The organism is Micromonospora halophytica (assembly GCF_900090245.1).
GTDB classification, from domain to species: Bacteria; Actinomycetota; Actinomycetes; order Mycobacteriales; family Micromonosporaceae; genus Micromonospora; species Micromonospora halophytica.
The window spans coordinates 111,510-127,700 of record NZ_FMDN01000017.1 but is presented as its reverse complement, the minus strand read 5'-3'; the positions used below and the strand labels follow the sequence as shown (position 1 = coordinate 127,700).

Here is a 16,191-nt window from a genome sequence, read left to right as displayed (position 1 = left end):
CCGAGCGCCGCCCCCGAGCGCCGCCCCCGAGCGCCGCCCCCGAGCGCCGCCCCCGAGCGCCGCCCCCGAGCGCCGCCCCCGAGCGCCGCCCCCGACCGCCGCTTCCGGCCATGGTGGCGCTGGCCGCGAAGCTGGACGGTCCGGTTCTGCGATCACGTGTCGGCTTCTGCGACCACCTGTCGGCGATCCACTCGTGCGATCAGGTCTGTAGTGCCTGAGGGAAGCACTCTGTCCCCAGGCCATCGACTTGTCCACAGGGTTGTCCACAGGTACGCGGTGGGTGTTGATGGCGGCGGTTGGGCGGGCGAGCATGGTCGCCGTGCTGTCACCTTCCGCTCCCGTTGACCTCGGTGCCACGCTCCGCGCCCTGCGCCGGGCTGCCGACCTCAGCCAGCGTGAGCTGGCCGCGCGGTCCGGAGTGCCGCAGTCGACGATCGGCCGCCTGGAGTCCGGGCAGACCGACGACCCCGGGTTCCGGACGGTCGAGCGGCTGGTACGGGCCGTCTCGGGTCGGCTGGCGATCTGGCTGCCGGGCACGGAACACGCCGCCGAAGGGACTGCCGGCCCCGGTCCGGGGTGCCGTCACGGCGAGGCGGGTGACCCTCACGGCGAGGCGGGCCGCCCTCACGGCGAGGCGGGTGACCCTCACGGCGAGGGACGGTCGGCCGGCGAAGACAGCGATCGGTGGGCGGGCAGTGATGGCGGGCCGGAGACCTGCTTCCTGCCGGCCGTGCCGCACGAAGGGCTGCGGGACGCCGCCGACCGGAACTGCCCGCCCCACCTCGACGCGCGGGAGGTGCGTGAGCCACGGGACTGGCCGGGCGCATGGTGGGCACCCTGGTTCAACCTGCCGCCCGCGCAGTGGCCGCTGCCGCTGCCCGCGATCACCTATCACCGTGACCGGGAACGGCGGGACCAGCGGCGCAGGTCGGAGCGGGTCCGGCGAGAGTGCGTAGTACGCCGGGTCGAGGACTCCCGGGCACCCACCGGTTGGCGGTTCGTCGCCGAGCTGCCCGACGGCGAGCTGGTGGGTGAGCTGCGGGCGTACGAGCGCACCCCGCACCTGGCGTACGGGGACGACGAGTCGGTGTGGCCGCGTGAGCTGGTGCTCGACGGCGTCCTGGTGGCTCCGGAGCACCGGGGGCTGGGTATCGGGCGGCGATTGGTGCAGGCGCTGCTGCACCGGATGGACGAGCGGGGCATCCGGCTGGTGTCCGGGGTCGCCGAGTGGCCGGGGGTGCGGCTGCTGGCGGGCTGCGGCTTCGAGGTCACGCACCGGACGCCGGTGATGCGTCACGTCCGGCCGTCAGCCCAGCGTCCCGGCCGCCTCGGGCAGCGCCCTGGCAGCCTCGGTCAGGGCGCGGAACGCCTCGGCCATCCGCCACGATCCCCGGTCACGCGGGCCGATCGGGTTGGAGACGGTCCGTAGCTCGACGAAGGCTAGGCCGGCCTGGGCGGCGGCGACCGCCACCCCGTACCCCTCCATGGCCTCGGCCACCGCGGTGGGGTGCCGGTCGGCGAGGGCGCGGGTGCTCGCGGCCGTGCCGGTCACGGTGCTCACGGTCAGGATCTCACCGGCGGTGGCCCCGGGCAGCGCCGCGCTCAGGGCGGCGAGCAGTTCCGGGTCGGCGTCGACTACCGGTCCGCCGCCGAGCAGCTCCGGCGGCATGCCCAGCTCGTCGATCGGGATAAAGCCGTCGGGCGACTCCGCGCCCAGGTCCGCGGCCACGCTGCGGGTCCCGAGGACCGTCCCGGCGACGGGCACGCGTCCGGCGAAGCCACCCGCGATCCCGGCGCTGATCACCGCACGGTACGGCCGGCCCGCCGCCTCGGCCAGGGTCAGCAGCCGGGCGGTCGCGGCCCCGGCCACCGCCGGACCCACCCCTACCGGCCGGACGGTCACCGTCGGATCGGTCAGACCGGCCCGGACCGCCTCCGCCTCGGCCGGCACGGCGGTCAGCACCAGCAGTCCGGTCACGACACCGGCCCCGGCGACTCCCGCCGCCGTTCGTCGTCGGCGCCGCCGGCACGGGGGACGGCCGAGGACGGCCGGTAGATGTGGTACCCGGGCGGGGCCAGCCCGGCGTCGTCGGACGGCTGCCCGGTCGGGGCGGGCGAGGTCGGCGCGGCCTGCGCCGCGGCCTCCGCCGCGTCGTCGTCCACCGGGGTCCCGTCCACCAGGGTGTCGTCCGGCGTCCGGCGGTGCCCGTCCCGGCCGGCCTCCCGGTCGGCGGCGGCCCGGTCGGCGGCGGCCTGCGCGGCGGCGGCCTGGTCCGCCCGGGTCGCCTCCCGGTCCCGGTCGGTCAGCTCCTCGTCGGTGAGCGGCCGGCCGATGAGGCGTTCGGCGCGCAGCCGCCCGGCGACCAGCGCCCCCCGGGCGGCGGCGAGCACCCCGACCCCGGCGGCCACCGCGATGCCGATCCGCCCGTCGAAGGGGACGAGCCCGAGGCCGCCACCGGCGACGAAGGCGAGCATCAAACCGGTCTCGGAATGGGCGAACGAGCTGGCCCGCAGCCGTTCCGGGATCCGCTCCTGGATCGAGGCGTCCACGGCCAGCTTGGCGATCCCGCTGCTCATCGCGGTGACCAGGCAGAGCACCGCCACCATCGGCAGCGAGAACTTCACCGTGGCCAGGACCGCCACACCCGCCACGATGATGATCGTGCTGGACTGGATGGCCGCCGGCCGGTGGATGCGCAGCCGGGTGCCGAGCGCGGTGGCCAGGAAGCCGCCGACGGCCAGGGCCCCGCCGACCAGGCCCAGCGCCACCTGGTCGCTCAGTTCCCGGCCGAAGAAGTCGGTGGTCAGGTCGCCCTTCTTCAACGCGAACGCCAGGAAGAGCAGCAGGAAGCCGTAGAGCGCGCGCAACGCCGCCGCCCCGATCAGGGTGGCGATCACCAGCCGGCCGGCCGGGCGGCCCCGGCCCAGCGGACGGTCGCCGTCGCGGCGCAGTGCACGCAGTGGTCGGGGCACCCGCTCCGGAGGCTCGGAATCCGCCTTCGGCGGCAGCCGCAGCGCGATCACCATGCCGACCAGGAAGATCACCGACGCGACCCGGAGCGGCCACTGCGGCCCGAACCAGAACGCGGCCAACCCGATCGGGGCCACCAACGCGCCGGCCACCGTGCCGTAGACGCTCGCCCTGGCCCCGACCTGGGACAGCCCGAGGCCCTCCGGCAGCAACCGGGGGACGGCGGCCGAGCGGGCCACGCCGTACGCGCGGGAGAGCGCCAGCACGCCGAACGCGGCCGGGTAGAGCCCGAAGCCGCCGATGTGGTCCGAGATCAGCCAGGCCAGGAAGGCCCGGCCGAGCATGGTGGTGGCCAGGGCGTACCGGCGGCCGTGCCGGAAGTGGTCGAGCAGTGGCCCGACCACCGGCGCGAGCATGGCGAAGGGCACCATCGTGACCAGCAGGTAGAGCGCCACCTTGCTGCGCGCCTCGCCGAGCGGGACGTCGAAGAAGATCGTCCCGGCCAGCCCGATCGCGATCAGCGTGTCGCCCGCGCAGGAGATCGCGTGCAGGTCGAAGAGGCGGACCATGCCGACCTCGTTGCCCGCTCCCCTGGCCCGGGCCGAGCCGGCCCGCCGGGTCATCCAGCGTCCGCTGCTGACCGAGCCACGGAGCAGCAGACGTACGGCGCGGACGCCCGTGCCGACGGTCCGGCCGAGGACGGACCGTCCGGAGCGGGAGGACAGCGGCATGTGCACCATCCTCGCCCATCCGCTCCACGCGCGTCGCGCCAGTGGTGGAAGAGGCCGCCGGGGGAGTCATCGGGGAGTCCCTGTCGGGCGGCGGCACGCATGGGGAACAATGGTCGGGTGACCAGGCCCGCCTCCACCCGTGCCGCCCGCCTCGACCAGGTCTGCGCCGCCGCCGTCGAGGTGGCCCGCGACGCCATCACCGAGGTGGAACCCTCCGACGTCGGCGACCATCTGCGCGCCGTCGCCGAGGGCGACCGGGTCGTCACGCACTACTTCGAGTGTCGGATGGGCGGTTACCGCGGCTGGCGCTGGGCCGTCACCGTCACCCGGGTGGCGCGGAGCAAGCACGTCACCGTCTGCGAGACGGTGCTGCTGCCCGGCCCGGACGCGCTGCTCGCCCCCGGCTGGGTGCCCTGGCAGGAGCGGCTCAAGCCGGGCGACCTCGGGCCGGGCGACCTGCTCCCCACCCCGGCGGACGACGAGCGCCTCGCCCCCGGCTACCTGCTCTCCGACGACCCGGCGGTCGAGGAGGTCTCCTGGGAGCTCGGCCTCGGCCGGCCCCGGGTGCTGTCCCGCGAGGGGCGTGCCGACGCGGCCCAGCGCTGGTACGACGGCGACCACGGCCCGGCCGCGCCGATCTCGGTCGCCGCCCCGGCCGCCGCCCGGTGCGGCACCTGTGGCTTCTACCTGCCGCTCGCCGGCGCCCTGCGGCAGTCCTTCGGCGCCTGCGGCAACTTCTACGCCCCGGACGACGGCCGGGTGGTCAGCGCCGACCACGGGTGCGGCGCGCACTCCGAGACATTGGTCGAGACCGCCGAGTCCGCGGTCGAGGAGCTGCCGACGGTCTACGACGACAGCGCGGTGGAGGCCATGTCGGTCAGCCGGGCGCCGGGCTCGGTGGAGGCCGCCGAGCCGGGTGAGCCGTACGGCCACCCCTGACCGCGCCGTCCGGCGCCGTGACGCGCCGGGCCCTGCGCCGGCTCAGCCCTGACGGGCGGCCTGCCGGCGGCGACGCCGGTCGGCGTCGTGCCGCATCATCACGGCCAGGCCGGGAAAGCCCCACAGGAATCCGGCCAGGCAGGTCCAGAGCCAGTTCTCGTGCCCGTGCTCGGTGAGCCAACCGCGGAAGAAGACCAGCAGGACGAGGCCGGCGACGGCCCAGGCGATCAGCCCGGCGACCGCGAACGGCACCATCGGCGGGTCGAGCGGCTCGGGGCGCGGCGGTTGCTCCTGTGGCACGGGGCAAAGCGTACGCGATCAACTTTTCCTGCCGGCCCCTGATCTGGGACGATGCGCGCGACAACGGAAGATCACCTGCGAGGACCTGATGGCCATTGCGCCGCCGGACAACGGCACCCCGTCCGATCCCGCCCACCCGCGGAGCGGTTTCGACCGATTCTTCGAGATCTCCGCCCGTGGCTCGACGATGAGCCGCGAGGTCCGGGGTGGACTTGCGACCTTCTTCACGATGGCGTACATCGTGGTCCTGAACCCGCTGATCCTGGGCGGCGCCGTCGACGGTGACGGCAAGAAGCTCTCGATCCCCGCGATCGCCGCCGCGACCGCGCTGGTCGCCGGCCTGATGACGATGCTGATGGGCGTCGTCGGCCGCTTCCCGATGGCGCTCGCCGCGGGCCTGGGCGTGAACGCGCTGGTCGCGTACGAGATCGCCCCGGAGATGACCTGGGCCGACGCGATGGGCCTGGTGGTGATCGAGGGTGTGATCATCGCGGTCCTCGTGCTCACCGGCCTGCGGACCGCCGTGTTCCGCTCGGTCCCGACCCAGATGAAGACGGCGATCGGCGTCGGCATCGGTCTGTTCCTCACCATCATCGGCCTGGTCGACGCCGGGTTCGTCCGGCGGATCCCGGACGCGGCCAACACCACCGTGCCGGTCGGTCTGGGCATCAACGGCAAGATCGTCAGCTGGCCGATGCTGGTCTTCGTGGTCGGCCTGCTGGTGACCCTGGTGCTGGTGGTACGCCGGGTGCGCGGCGCGATCCTGATCGGCATCCTCGCCTCCACCGTGCTGGCGATCATCGTGGAGGCGGTCGCCAACGTCGGCCCGTCGTTCGTGGACGGCAAGCCCAACCCCAAGGGCTGGTCGCTCAACGTGCCGGAGCTGCCCCGGCAGCTCGTGGACATCCCCGACCTGTCCCTGCTGGGCAACTTCAACGTGCTCAACTCGTGGAGCCGGGCCGGCTGGCTGGTGCCGCTGATGTTCGTCTTCACCCTGCTGATCACCGACTTCTTCGACACCATGGGCACGATGGTCGCGATCGGCCAGGAGGGGAGCATGCTCGACGAGCAGGGCACCCCGCCGCGGGCGAAGGAGATCCTGCTGGTCGACTCGATCGCCGCGGCGGCGGGTGGCGCGGCGAGCGTCTCCAGCAACACGTCGTACATCGAGAGCGCCGCCGGTGTGGCGGAGGGCGCCCGGACCGGGGTGGCCAACCTGGTCACCGGCGCCCTGTTCCTGCTGGCGATGTTCCTCGCGCCGCTGTCGTTGGTGGTGCCGTTCGAGGCGGCCTCGACGGCGCTGGTGGTGGTCGGCTTCCTGATGATGACCGCGGTACGCACCATCGACTGGACCGACTACGAGATCGCCATCCCGGCGTTCCTCACCATCACCCTCATGCCGTTCACGTACTCGATCTCCAACGGCATCGGCGCCGGCATCGTCTCGTACGTGGTGATCAAGCTGGCGAAGGGGAAGGCGCGCGACATCCACCCGCTGCTGTACGGCGTCGCCGCGCTGTTCATCCTGTACTTCCTGCGCGGGCCGATCGAGTCCGTGCTGTAACACCAGCACCTGCTCCGGGCCGGGGAGCCGAACCGGATACCCGGCCCGGAGCAGGGCGAACTTCTCGTGAGCATGGTCATATCGCATGTCGTTAGCCAGGCTCATTAGTTAAGCTAACGACTGTGACGGAGCGGACGGTGACGGCGAAACGCGTGCCACCGGCGCAGCTCGCACCTCAGCTGCGTGATGCGATAACCCGACTCAACCGGAGGGTCCGGCAGGCCCGCCCGGTGGGAGACCTGACGGTCACCCAGCTCTCCGCGCTCACCAGCCTCAAGCTGGCGGGCGCGTTGACGCCCCGGGAACTGGCCGACATCGAGCGGGTGCAACCGCCGACGATGACGAAGATCGTCGCGAAGCTGGAGGAGCGCGGCCTCGTGCAGCGCACCCCCCATCCGACCGACGGTCGCCAGGTCATCCTGGCAGCGACCGCGGGGGGTCGGGCCGTGCTCGAACAGTTCGAGCGGGCCCGCAACGAGTGGCTGGCCGACCGGCTGGCCGCGCTCACGGAGGGCGAACGGGACACGCTACGGCGGGCCGCCGAGATCCTCCAGCAGCTCGCTCGCGCCTGAGCGCCCGTACCACCGGGTCCGCGCCGTCCGTTGTGGATACGGCGTACGACCCGAGGAGGCGCACCAAGAGTGCAGGCGAAGCTGAGCACGATGTTCCAGTCCCTACAGGTCCGCAACTACCGGCTCTTCGCATCCGGGCAGCTGATCAAACTGATCGGCGTCTGGATGATGTTCATCGCCCAGGACTGGCTCGTTCTCGAGCTCTCCGACGACTCCGCCACCGCACTCGGCGTGGTCACCGCGCTCCAGTTCACCCCCGTGCTGCTGCTCACCCTCCTCTCCGGCCGGCTCGCCGACCGGTACGACAAGCGCATGCTGCTCTTCGTCGCCAACGCCTTCTGGACGGTGCTGGCGTTGGGCATGGCCGCCCTGGTGATTACCGACCTGGTCCAGCTCTGGCACGTCTTCGCCTTCGCCGCCCTGCTCGGCACGGCGAACGCGGTGGAGACCCCGGTGCGGCAGGCGTTCGTCAGCGAGCTGGTCGGGACGCCGCTGCTGCCCAACGCGCTCTCCCTCAACGCTGCCACGTTCAACTCGGCCCGGATCGTCGGGCCCGCCGTCGCCGGCCTGGCCATCGCCGCCTTCGACGTCGGGCCGGTCTTCCTGGTCACCGCGCTCAGCTCGATCGCCCCGCTGGTAAACGTGATCCGGATGCGTCCGGCTGAGCTGCACCGGGAGGCGCTGCTACCGCGCGACGAGCGGGCGTCAGCGAAGGTGATCGACGGGCTGCGCTACGTCCGCCGCCGCCCCGACCTGCTGCTGCCGATGGTGATGATCTCGGTGATCGCCACCTCGCTGTTCAACTTCCAGCTCACCCTGGCCGCGCTGGCCAAGACCGTCTTCGACACCGGGGCGGCGTCCTTCGGACTGTTCAGCAGCGCGCTCGCGGTCGGCGCCCTGGCCGGGGCGCTGGCCGGCACCGGACGGCGCAGCCGCCCATCGGTGTGGCTGGTGCTCGGCGCGGCGGTCGCCTGTGCCACCTTCGGCACCCTGGTCGGGCTCGCGCCGGCGTACTGGCTGGTGGTGGCGCTGCTGCTGCCGACCGGGTTCTTCATGGTGTTCTTCGCCCAGGCGGCCAACCAGCGGATCCAGCTCGGCACCGACGCCGCCTTCCGGGGCCGGGTCATGGCGCTGTGGGTGCTGGTCTTCCTCGGCACCAACCCGGTCGGCGCGCCGGTGATCGGCTGGGTCGCCGAGACGTACGGCGCCGGCGCGAGCATCTGGATCGGCGGGCTGGTCTCCCTGGCGACCGCGCTGCTGGCGCTCACCTGGCAGCTGCGGCGCGACGGTGCCCGGCTCCGTTTCCGGGTGCTGCCCATGCCGCGCTTCTACGTCGTCTCCTCCCCGGACTGCTGAGCCCCGCCATCCGGGAAGGCGGACAGGTTTGGGTCCGGATACCGGCAATCCGCTGGCGGACACCCGGCGTGGGCCTTAGCGTCGATACGTGGGAGGCGGAAGCGGGGCGTGGACGCTGGCACTGATGATCCTCGCCGTGGCGTGCCTACCGGTCCTGATCGCTCTACTCTTCTGCTTCGACGAGATCGCCGACCGGGTCGCCTGCGGCTGGGCGGAGTGGCGGGAGCGACGCCGCGAACGGCGTACCATCGCCCGGCTGGACCGCGCCCTCGGCCCGGACGCCTTCACCCGGGACATCGACCTGAGCCGGCTCGACCGGCCGGACCGGCGACCACTCGAACTCATCGCCGCCGACCTGCGCCGCCTCGGCGGGCACCGGCTCGCCGCCAACGGTCGCTCGGTGGTCTGGCACGGTTCGGTCATCGAGGTGTACGACGAGCGGCTCCGGGCCGCCTGCCGGGCGCTGGGAGTCCCCGAGCACCTGGGCGAGCTGACCGGGGTCGACCGGGAGATCGAGCGGGTACGCGTCGAAGGGCTGCTCGCCCTGGCCGGACTGGACCTGCCGGCCACCCGCGCCGGCCGCCGACCCCGTGACCGGCGGGCGTGAGACTCTTCGTCGCGGTCTACCCACCACCGGCCGCTGTCGCGGACCTGACCGCCCGGATCGCCGGGCTGCGGGTCGGCGCGGCCAGCGCCGCCGGCATCAACGTACGCCTCGCCGACCCGGCACAGCTGCACGTCACACTCGCCTTCCTCGGCGAGGTGGAGGCCGACCGGCTGATCGACGTGGAGAGCACCCTGGGCCTCGCCGTCGAGACCGCCCGCGGGTGCTGGGAGAGCCCACCCCGGCTGCGCCTCGGCGGGGGCGGACGCTTCGGGCGCGGCCGGTTCACCGTCCTCTGGGTCGACCTGCTCGGCGAGGTGGAGGCGCTGCACGTGCTGGGCCGGCTGATCCGGTCCGGGCTGCGCCGCAACCGCCTCCCGCACGACGACAGGCCGTTCCGCCCGCACCTGACCGTCGCCCGACCGGGCGACCGCATCGACCGGTCCGACGTGGAGGCCGACCGGGCCGCCCTCGACGAGTACCGGGGCCCGGAGTGGGCGGCCACCGAGCTGGTCCTGGTCCGCAGCCACCAGGGACCCCGCCCCACGTACGACCGGCTGGCGGCCTGGCCCCTCTGACCGGCCGGCACCGGTCAGGCGCGACTCACCAGGCCCACGCCTCCGGTCCCGGGCCGCCGTCGCCGACCGGCCGATGATCTGTTCGGTGGTGCCCTCACCACCCTGGCACGCGGGCACCTGGCGTGCCCACGACCGCCAGGGTGGTCGTGGATCAGGAGGATTCGCGGGCCGCCGGTCCGCTGCCGAAGAGGACGTCGTCCCAGCTCGGCAGCCGCTTGCGCGGCTTGCCACCGGCCTCGGTGGTCTCGCCGCCGGCAGCGGCCGCCGCGGTGCCCGTCCGGCGCGGCCGCAGCACCGCCAGCGACGGTACGGCCGGGATCTCCTTCGGCGCGTCCGAGTCGTCGTCGAAGGCGGAACCCTGACCCCCGCCGAGCAGCGCCGCCGCGCCCCCGCCGACAGTCCGCTGCCGGGGCGCCTCGGGACCGGCCAGCGCGGCCGGGGACCGCGGGTCGAGCCCACGGCCGGAGGTGCCGCCGAGCGGCCGGTCGAGGGAGGCGAGCAGGGCGTCGCGCCCGGCCCGGATCGGGTCCCGGCCCGGACGCGGCTCGGCGGCCGCCGGCAGGCCGTGCCCGCCCCGGCTCGGCTCGCCGCGCGACGGGCCGGGCAGCGCGTGGCCGCCCCGCTCCGGCGCCGGCTCCTGACCGAGGATCGGCGTCGGACGCTCGGCGCACAGGTACTGCGCCATGTCGTCGTGCGGGGCGACGTTCTGCCGGGTCTTGTCGAGGTCCCAGACCGCCTGCGCGGTGGCCTTGCCCGACGGCCAGGTGGCGATGATCCGCCAGGTGCCGTCGTCGCGCCGGTAGGCGTCCCAGGAGATCTTCTCGGTGTCGATCCCGTGCTGGGCCAGCCGACCGTTGACCACCTCGGCGAGCGGGGTGGGCTTCTCGGCGCCCTTGAGCCGGGTGCGTCGGGCGTGCTGGGCGAGCATGGCCCGCTCCTGGAGCACCGGGCCGGCGTACCGCAGGACACGGTCGACCGGGACGCCGGCGATCCGCGCGACGTCCTCGGCGGACTCGCCGGAGCGGATCCGGGCCTGGATGTCCCGCGGGGAGAGCGACGGGGTCGGGTCGGCGGCGGCCGGCACCACGGAGAGTGGTGCGGCGCCGGGCTCGGCGTGCAGCGCCGAGGCGACGCGGTCGTCGATGGGGAGGGCGAGCAGACGCCCGACCTCGTCGGCGAGAACCAGAGCCTGGCCGTCCTCGGAGAGGGCGACGAAGCGTACTGGGCGCATGGCGTTGCCTCCGTCCCGCTTCGCTGGCCGTCACGCCACGAGCCGGCCACCCGGGCGTCTCGCACCACCGTACGCTCCTCTACCCGAAGGTGGGGGATGCGACACCCGCATGTCGTGACTGAGCTGCGGCGATCGTCACGGTGGGTGGCAACGGGAGGCTTCCCGGCCACCCACCGTGACGGTGGGTCAGAGTCGCTCGACCACGTAGTCGATGGAGGCGGTCAGCGCCTCCACGTCGGCCGGCTCGACCGCCGGGAAGAGCGCGACCCGCAGCTGGTTGCGGCCCAGCTTCCGGTACGGCTCGGTGTCCACGATGCCGTTGGCGCGCAGCGCCCTGGCGATCGCCGAGGCGTCCACTCCGTCGGCGAAGTCGATGGTGGCGACCACGTTGGAGCGTAGCGCCGGGTCGCTGACGAACGGCGTGGCCACCGCGGACCGCTCCGCCCAGCCGTACACGATGCCCGCGCTCTCGGCGGTGCGCTTGGCCGCCCAGGCGAGGCCGCCCTGCGAGTTCATCCAGTCGGTCTGCTCCGCGGCCAGGAAGATGGTGGCCAGCGCCGGCGTGTTGTACGTCTGCTCCAGCCGCGAGTTGTCGATCGCGGTGACCAGGTCGAGGAAGGCCGGGATGTAGCGACCCGAGGACCTGATCTCGGCGGCCCGCTCCAGCGCGGCCGGCGACATCAGGGCCAGCCAGAGGCCGCCGTCGGAGCCGAAGCACTTCTGCGGGGCGAAGTAGTAGACGTCGGTCTCGCCGACGTTGACGTCCAGGCCGCCTGCGCCGGAGGTGGCGTCGACCAGCAGCAGGGAGCCCTCGTCGGCGCCCGGCACCCGGCTGATCGGCACGGCCACGCCGGTGGAGGTCTCGTTGTGCGGGGTGGCGTAGACGTCCACCCCGGCCTCGGCGACCAGGGCCGGGGCGCTGCCCGGCTCCGACTTGCGCACGGTCGGCTCGCCCAGGAACGGCGCGTCGGAGACCGACTTGGCGAACTTGGCGCCGAACTCGCCGAAGCTGGCGAACTGGGCCCGGTCTCGGACCAGGCCGAAGGTGGCGACCTCCCAGAAGGCGGTGGTGCCACCGTTGCCGATGATCACCTCGTAGCCCTCGGGCAGGGAGAAGAACTCGGCGATGCCCCGGCGCAGCCGGGCCACCTCGTCGCGGACGGTCTTCTGCCGGTGCGAGGTGCCCAGGTAGCTGGTCGCCACGTCGGCGAGGGCGGAGACGGCCGCCGGACGGACCTTGGACGGCCCGCAGCCGAACCGCCCGTCGGCGGGCTTGATGTCGTCAGGGATCCGGATGGTCGGTGCGTCAGCCACGGTATGTCTCGATCCTTCCGCATGGGCGAGGGCGGGCCCGTACAACGGGCGCGGATCGACGGCGGCCTCGCACGCCTCGGCGCGCGGGGCCCGAGGTCCGAGCCCGTTCCGGCGGCACTGCCGTGCCTTCATCCTCCCACCTCGCGCCGTCGCCACCGCCGTCGGTCCCCCGCCGGCTGCTGAGGCATACGCCACAGAACGCCCGGTGCGGTCGACGGGATGTCTGATCGCTCTCGGTGACGACACGTCTTTGTCACTGAGAGTGACCCTTGGTCCAGGGTTCGTCTCCTCGCGTCGGGAGCTTTGCTCTGCACCCTCGGGCGCACCACCGACCTCACCTGCGGCTGACTGTTCGGTTTGCCCGGTCGCCCGGCGGAATGCCACTCGCGGAGCGTTACCGGTGCGTATCGGGGTGCAGAGCAAAGGGCGGGAAGCTCGCCGCCCTTGGAGAGCAGGGGGTCGCCCTCTGTGTTGGCCCGGTCCGCCCCGCCCCGCCCCGGGGCTCGGCGGGTGACGAGATCGACTCGGTGGCGGCGATGTGGCGGTGTCCCAGGGGCTCGGATACCGCCACGTCGCCGACATCGCAGGCCGATGCCGGCCGGAGGCGGATACGCCGGAACCCCCGCCCGACGTGACGGGCGGGGGTTCCGGCGGGGTACGTGGTCAGACGCCGTGTGGGATGGCGTCCCAGCCCTCGACCTCCTGCGGCTTGCGGGTGCCCGGCCCGACGTAGCGGGCGGACGGGCGGACCAGCCGCTGGAGCTTCTTCTGCTCCAGGATGTGCGCGCTCCAGCCGCCCATCCGGGCGCAGGTGAACATCGACGTGAACATGTGCGCCGGCACCTCGGCGAAGTCCAGCACCACGGCCGACCAGAACTCGACGTTGGTGGCGAGCACCCGGTCCGGGCGGCGGGCCTGGAGCTCGGCCAGCGCGGCCTTCTCCAGCGCCTCGGCGACCTCGAAGCGCGGCGCGCCCAGCTCACGGGCGGTGCGGCGGAGCACCCGGGCGCGCGGGTCCTCGGCCCGGTAGACCCGGTGGCCGAAGCCCATCAGCCGCTCCCCGCGGTCGAGGACGCCCTTGACGTACCCCTCGGCGTCGCCGCTGCGCTCGACGGCCTCCAGCATGGTGAGCACCCGGGACGGGGCGCCGCCGTGCAGCGGGCCGGAGAGGGCGCCGATGCCGGAGGAGATGCAGGCCGCGGCGTCGGCGCCGGTGGAGGCGACGATCCGGGTGGTGAAGGTGGAGGCGTTCAGGCCGTGTTCGGCGGCCGAGATGAAGTACGCGTCGACCGCCTTGACGTGCCGCGGATCGGGCTCGCCGCGCCAGCGCTTCATGAAACGCTCGACGATCGTCTCGGCCTTGTCGATCTCCTTCTGCGGCACGGCCGGCAGGCCCAGACCACGGGCGGACTGGGCGACGAAGGACAGCGCGGTGACCGACACCCGGGCCAGGTCCTCGCGGGCCTGCTCGTCGGAGATGTCCAGCAGCTGGTGGAGCCCCCAGTACGGGGCCAGCATGGCGACCGCGGACTGCACGTCGACGCGGATGTCGCCGGAGTGCACCGGCACCGGGAACGGCTCGGCCGGCGGCAGGCCCGGGCCGAAACGCCCGTCGACCAGCAGCGCCCAGACGTTGCCGAAGGAGACCTGACCGATCAGATCCTCGATGTCCACGCCCCGGTAGCGCAGCGCGCCACCCTCGCGGTCCGGTTCGGCGATCTCGGTCTCGAAGGCTACGACGCCCTCCAGACCCGGTTTGAAGTCGGACATGTCGTCTCCTGGCTTCTGGCTCGGTGCGCCCCGCCGCGGGCTCGTACTGCCCGGTACCCAAGGCGACCCTCAGGGATGTGTTCGTGACATCTTGCCTGCCGGGTAACCGAGCGCGCGACCCAGTGCGACTGTGCCGCACGCGACATCCCCCGAGGTGGAGCCCGCCACGGGCTCGGCGAGACTGGATGCTGAGGGCTGGCCAGCGCCGAAGGGCGCGGGCACCCCGACGAGGGGGAGAGGGAACGTGACCGGCGACACACCCGTACCGGCGGCCATGCGTAACGAGTACGCCGCCGACCTGGGCCTTTCCGAGACCGACCTGGCCGCCGACTGGTACACCCAGTTCGACCGGTGGTTCGCCGACGCGGTCGCCGCCGGGCTGCTCGAGCCGAACGCGATGGTGGTCGGCACCGCCGACGCCGCCGGTCGCCCCAGCGGCCGCACCGTGCTGCTCAAGGGGTACGACCCGGAGGGCTTCGTCTTCTACACCAACCACGAGTCGCGCAAGGGTGCCGAGGCGGCCGCCAACCCGTGGGCCAGCCTGGTCTTCCCCTGGTTCCCGATGCAGCGGCAGGTGGTGGTCGGCGGGCGTGTCGAACGGGTGGACCGGGCGGAGACGGAGGCGTACTTCGCCAGCCGCCCGCGCGGGTCCCAGCTCGGCGCCTGGGCCAGCGCCCAGTCCCGGGTCATTCCCGACCGGGCCACGCTGGACGCGGCGTACGAGGCGGTGGCGGCGCGCTTCGCCGACGTCGGGCAGATCCCCGCCCCGCCGCACTGGGGCGGGCTGCGGGTGCGCCCCGAGACGGTGGAGTTCTGGCAGGGGCGGTCCAGCCGGCTGCACGACCGGCTGCGGTTCCGGCGTACCGACGGCGGCGACTGGGTCGTGGAGCGGTTGGCCCCGTGACCGACGCCGACAGGGCCCGGTCGCGCGGATCGCGTCGCTGGGCCATCGACCTGCGCCCGCTGGCGGTGCCGGCGTACCGCCGGATCTGGCTCGGCAACACGCTCGCCATGTTCGGCTTCCAGCTCACCGCGGTCGCGGTGCCGGTGGAGATGTACGCGCTCACCGGGGACTCGTTCTGGGTCGGGCTGCTCGGCGTCGCCGGTTTCGTGCCGCTGCTGGTCTTCGGGCTGTGGGGCGGGGCGGTGGCCGACGCCCGGGACCGTCGCCGGGTGCTGCTGGCCGGCTCGGCACTGCTCTGGGCCTCGACGCTGGGCCTGCTGGTGCACGCGCTGCTCGGCGGCCACCCGGTGGTGCTGCTGGCCCTGGTCACCGTGCACTCGATCGCCTTCGCGATCAGCTCTCCGGCCCGTTCGGCGATCGTGCCCCGGCTGCTGCCGCTGGAGCTGGTGCCGGCCGGGAGCACGCTGAACTACACCACCTTCACCGCCGCCTCGGTGGTCGGGCCGTTGGCCGCCGGTCTGATCATCGCGACCTTCGGCGCGGACACGGGCCTGCCGATCGCCTACGCGCTGGACGCGGTCCTCTTCGCCGGGCTGGTGGTGGCCACGGTCCGGCTGCCCGCCATGCCGCCGGAGCCGCCCGCCGAGGGGGAGGCACGCCGGGGCGGTCTCGCCGGCATCGCCGACGGGCTGCGTTACCTGGCCACCACGCCGGTGCTGCTGCTGTCCTTCGCGATCGACCTGATCGCGATGATCCTGGCCATGCCCCGGGCGCTCTTCCCCGAGGTGGCGCAGGAGCGGTTCGGCGGCGGGGCGGCGGTCGGCTGGCTCTACAGCGCCATCGCGATCGGCGCGATGCTGGGCGGCCTCACCTCCGGCTGGATCGGCCGGCTGCGCCGGCAGGGGCTGGTGCTGGTGGCGGCTGTGGTCGGCTGGGGGGTGGCGATCGCGCTGGCCGGGCTGGCCCGCCAGCTCTGGCTGGTGGTGGTGCTGCTCGCCCTCGCCGGGATGGCCGACCTGGTCAGCGCGGTGCTGCGGCAGTCGATGCTGCTGGTGTACGCGCCGGACCGGATGCGGGGCCGGCTCCAGGGCGTGAACACGGTGGTGGTCGCCGGTGGTCCGAGGCTGGGCGACCTGCGTGCCGGGACGGTGGCCGCCGGGTTCGGCACCGGTGTCGCCTGGGTCGGCGGCGGGCTGCTCTCCGCCGCCCTGGCGATCGTGCTGGCCGTGGTCTTCCCGGCGCTGATCCGCTACCGCTCCGCCACGGCGACGGCCCGGGACCGGGCCGTCGGGACGCCGGCGGGGTGACGGGCCCCGGTGCCCGGCGGACCGGGACCGCGGGCGGCGGGTCCGGCGCG

The 16,191-nt window shown here is 73.7% G+C and carries 14 protein-coding genes and 1 pseudogene; 9 read left to right on the top strand and 6 right to left on the bottom strand.

Annotated features, from left to right (window positions below):
• Positions 1-286 precede the first annotated feature (286 nt).
• Positions 287-1,261: pseudogene (locus GA0070560_RS20745) on the top strand (GNAT family N-acetyltransferase); the annotation flags it as partial.
• Positions 1,262-1,306: 45 nt separating this feature from the next.
• Here GA0070560_RS20745 and GA0070560_RS29550 read toward each other — a convergent pair.
• Both GA0070560_RS29550 and GA0070560_RS20735 read right to left on the bottom strand, forming a co-directional pair.
• Positions 1,307-1,978, bottom strand: coding sequence for a futalosine hydrolase (locus tag GA0070560_RS29550; protein WP_091300479.1), 672 nt, complete (start codon positions 1,976-1,978; stop codon positions 1,307-1,309).
• Positions 1,975-3,702 carry an MFS transporter gene (locus tag GA0070560_RS20735; protein WP_091300476.1) on the bottom strand — a complete coding sequence of 576 codons (1,728 nt, stop codon included), beginning with the start codon at positions 3,700-3,702 and terminating at the stop codon, positions 1,975-1,977. Before GA0070560_RS20735 ends, GA0070560_RS29550 begins: the two co-directional genes overlap by 4 nt.
• A gap of 99 nt (positions 3,703-3,801) precedes the next feature.
• On the opposite strand from GA0070560_RS20735, the gene GA0070560_RS20730 reads away from it, so the two are divergent.
• Positions 3,802-4,641, top strand: coding sequence for a DUF3027 domain-containing protein (locus tag GA0070560_RS20730; RefSeq protein ID WP_091300473.1), 840 nt, complete (start codon positions 3,802-3,804; stop codon positions 4,639-4,641).
• 42 nt (positions 4,642-4,683) lie between these two features.
• On the opposite strand, the gene GA0070560_RS20725 is transcribed toward GA0070560_RS20730, so the two are convergent.
• On the bottom strand, positions 4,684-4,941 hold the full coding sequence (locus tag GA0070560_RS20725) for a DUF2530 domain-containing protein (RefSeq protein WP_091300470.1): 258 nt from the start codon (positions 4,939-4,941) through the stop codon (positions 4,684-4,686).
• 88 nt (positions 4,942-5,029) lie between these two features.
• Here GA0070560_RS20725 and GA0070560_RS20720 point away from each other — a divergent pair, with 88 nt between their 5' ends.
• The 5 genes from GA0070560_RS20720 to thpR all read left to right on the top strand — a co-directional run bounded on the left by GA0070560_RS20720 (position 5,030) and on the right by thpR (position 9,615).
• Entirely contained in the window at positions 5,030-6,505 is a 1,476-nt protein-coding gene (locus tag GA0070560_RS20720; RefSeq protein WP_091300466.1) for an NCS2 family permease, read from the top strand.
• A gap of 122 nt (positions 6,506-6,627) precedes the next feature.
• Positions 6,628-7,077 (top strand): MarR family winged helix-turn-helix transcriptional regulator, encoded by a 450-nt coding sequence (locus GA0070560_RS20715; protein WP_170839506.1) that lies wholly within the window; start codon positions 6,628-6,630, stop codon positions 7,075-7,077.
• Positions 7,078-7,146: 69 nt separating this feature from the next.
• The gene (locus GA0070560_RS20710; protein WP_091300463.1) at positions 7,147-8,433 is read left to right on the top strand and encodes an MFS transporter; all 1,287 of its coding nucleotides are present in this window, start codon (positions 7,147-7,149) and stop codon (positions 8,431-8,433) included.
• Between the two features lie 124 nt (positions 8,434-8,557).
• A complete protein-coding gene (locus tag GA0070560_RS20705) occupies positions 8,558-9,040 on the top strand; it encodes a hypothetical protein (protein ID WP_091300459.1) in 483 nt (160 codons plus the stop codon).
• Complete coding sequence (gene thpR, locus GA0070560_RS20700) at positions 9,037-9,615, top strand: RNA 2',3'-cyclic phosphodiesterase (protein WP_091300456.1); 579 nt, start codon at positions 9,037-9,039, stop codon at positions 9,613-9,615. Before GA0070560_RS20705 ends, thpR begins: the two co-directional genes overlap by 4 nt.
• Before the next feature lie 151 nt (positions 9,616-9,766).
• On the opposite strand, the gene sepH is transcribed toward thpR, so the two are convergent.
• The 3 genes from sepH to GA0070560_RS20685 form a co-directional block, all read right to left on the bottom strand.
• Entirely contained in the window at positions 9,767-10,846 is a 1,080-nt protein-coding gene (gene sepH, locus GA0070560_RS20695; RefSeq protein ID WP_091300452.1) for a septation protein SepH, read from the bottom strand.
• A gap of 186 nt (positions 10,847-11,032) precedes the next feature.
• On the bottom strand, positions 11,033-12,160 hold the full coding sequence (gene serC / locus GA0070560_RS20690) for a phosphoserine transaminase (RefSeq protein ID WP_091300449.1): 1,128 nt from the start codon (positions 12,158-12,160) through the stop codon (positions 11,033-11,035).
• 663 nt (positions 12,161-12,823) lie between these two features.
• Positions 12,824-13,930 carry a citrate synthase 2 gene (locus GA0070560_RS20685; protein ID WP_091300446.1) on the bottom strand — a complete coding sequence of 369 codons (1,107 nt, stop codon included), beginning with the start codon at positions 13,928-13,930 and terminating at the stop codon, positions 12,824-12,826.
• 274 nt (positions 13,931-14,204) lie between these two features.
• On the opposite strand from GA0070560_RS20685, the gene pdxH reads away from it, so the two are divergent.
• Together pdxH and GA0070560_RS20675 are read left to right on the top strand one after the other, a co-directional pair.
• A complete protein-coding gene (gene pdxH / locus GA0070560_RS20680) occupies positions 14,205-14,834 on the top strand; it encodes a pyridoxamine 5'-phosphate oxidase (RefSeq protein WP_091300537.1) in 630 nt (209 codons plus the stop codon).
• Positions 14,831-16,141 (top strand): MFS transporter, encoded by a 1,311-nt coding sequence (locus GA0070560_RS20675; protein WP_091300442.1) that lies wholly within the window; start codon positions 14,831-14,833, stop codon positions 16,139-16,141. Before pdxH ends, GA0070560_RS20675 begins: the two co-directional genes overlap by 4 nt.
• Positions 16,142-16,191: the final 50 nt, after the last annotated feature.

Excerpts from the sequence above, each read along its gene's own strand:
- GA0070560_RS20735 (WP_091300476.1), bottom strand. The coding sequence starts at position 3,702 with ATGCCGCTGTCCTCCCGCTCCGGACGGTCCGTCCTCGGCCGGACCGTC.
- GA0070560_RS20730 (WP_091300473.1), top strand. The coding sequence starts at position 3,802 with ATGGGGAACAATGGTCGGGTGACCAGGCCCGCCTCCACCCGTGCCGCC.
- GA0070560_RS20720 (WP_091300466.1), top strand. The coding sequence starts at position 5,030 with ATGGCCATTGCGCCGCCGGACAACGGCACCCCGTCCGATCCCGCCCAC.
- GA0070560_RS20705 (WP_091300459.1), top strand. The coding sequence starts at position 8,558 with ATGATCCTCGCCGTGGCGTGCCTACCGGTCCTGATCGCTCTACTCTTC.
- sepH (WP_091300452.1), bottom strand. The coding sequence starts at position 10,846 with ATGCGCCCAGTACGCTTCGTCGCCCTCTCCGAGGACGGCCAGGCTCTG.
- GA0070560_RS20685 (WP_091300446.1), bottom strand. The coding sequence starts at position 13,930 with ATGTCCGACTTCAAACCGGGTCTGGAGGGCGTCGTAGCCTTCGAGACC.
- pdxH (WP_091300537.1), top strand. The coding sequence starts at position 14,205 with ATGCGTAACGAGTACGCCGCCGACCTGGGCCTTTCCGAGACCGACCTG.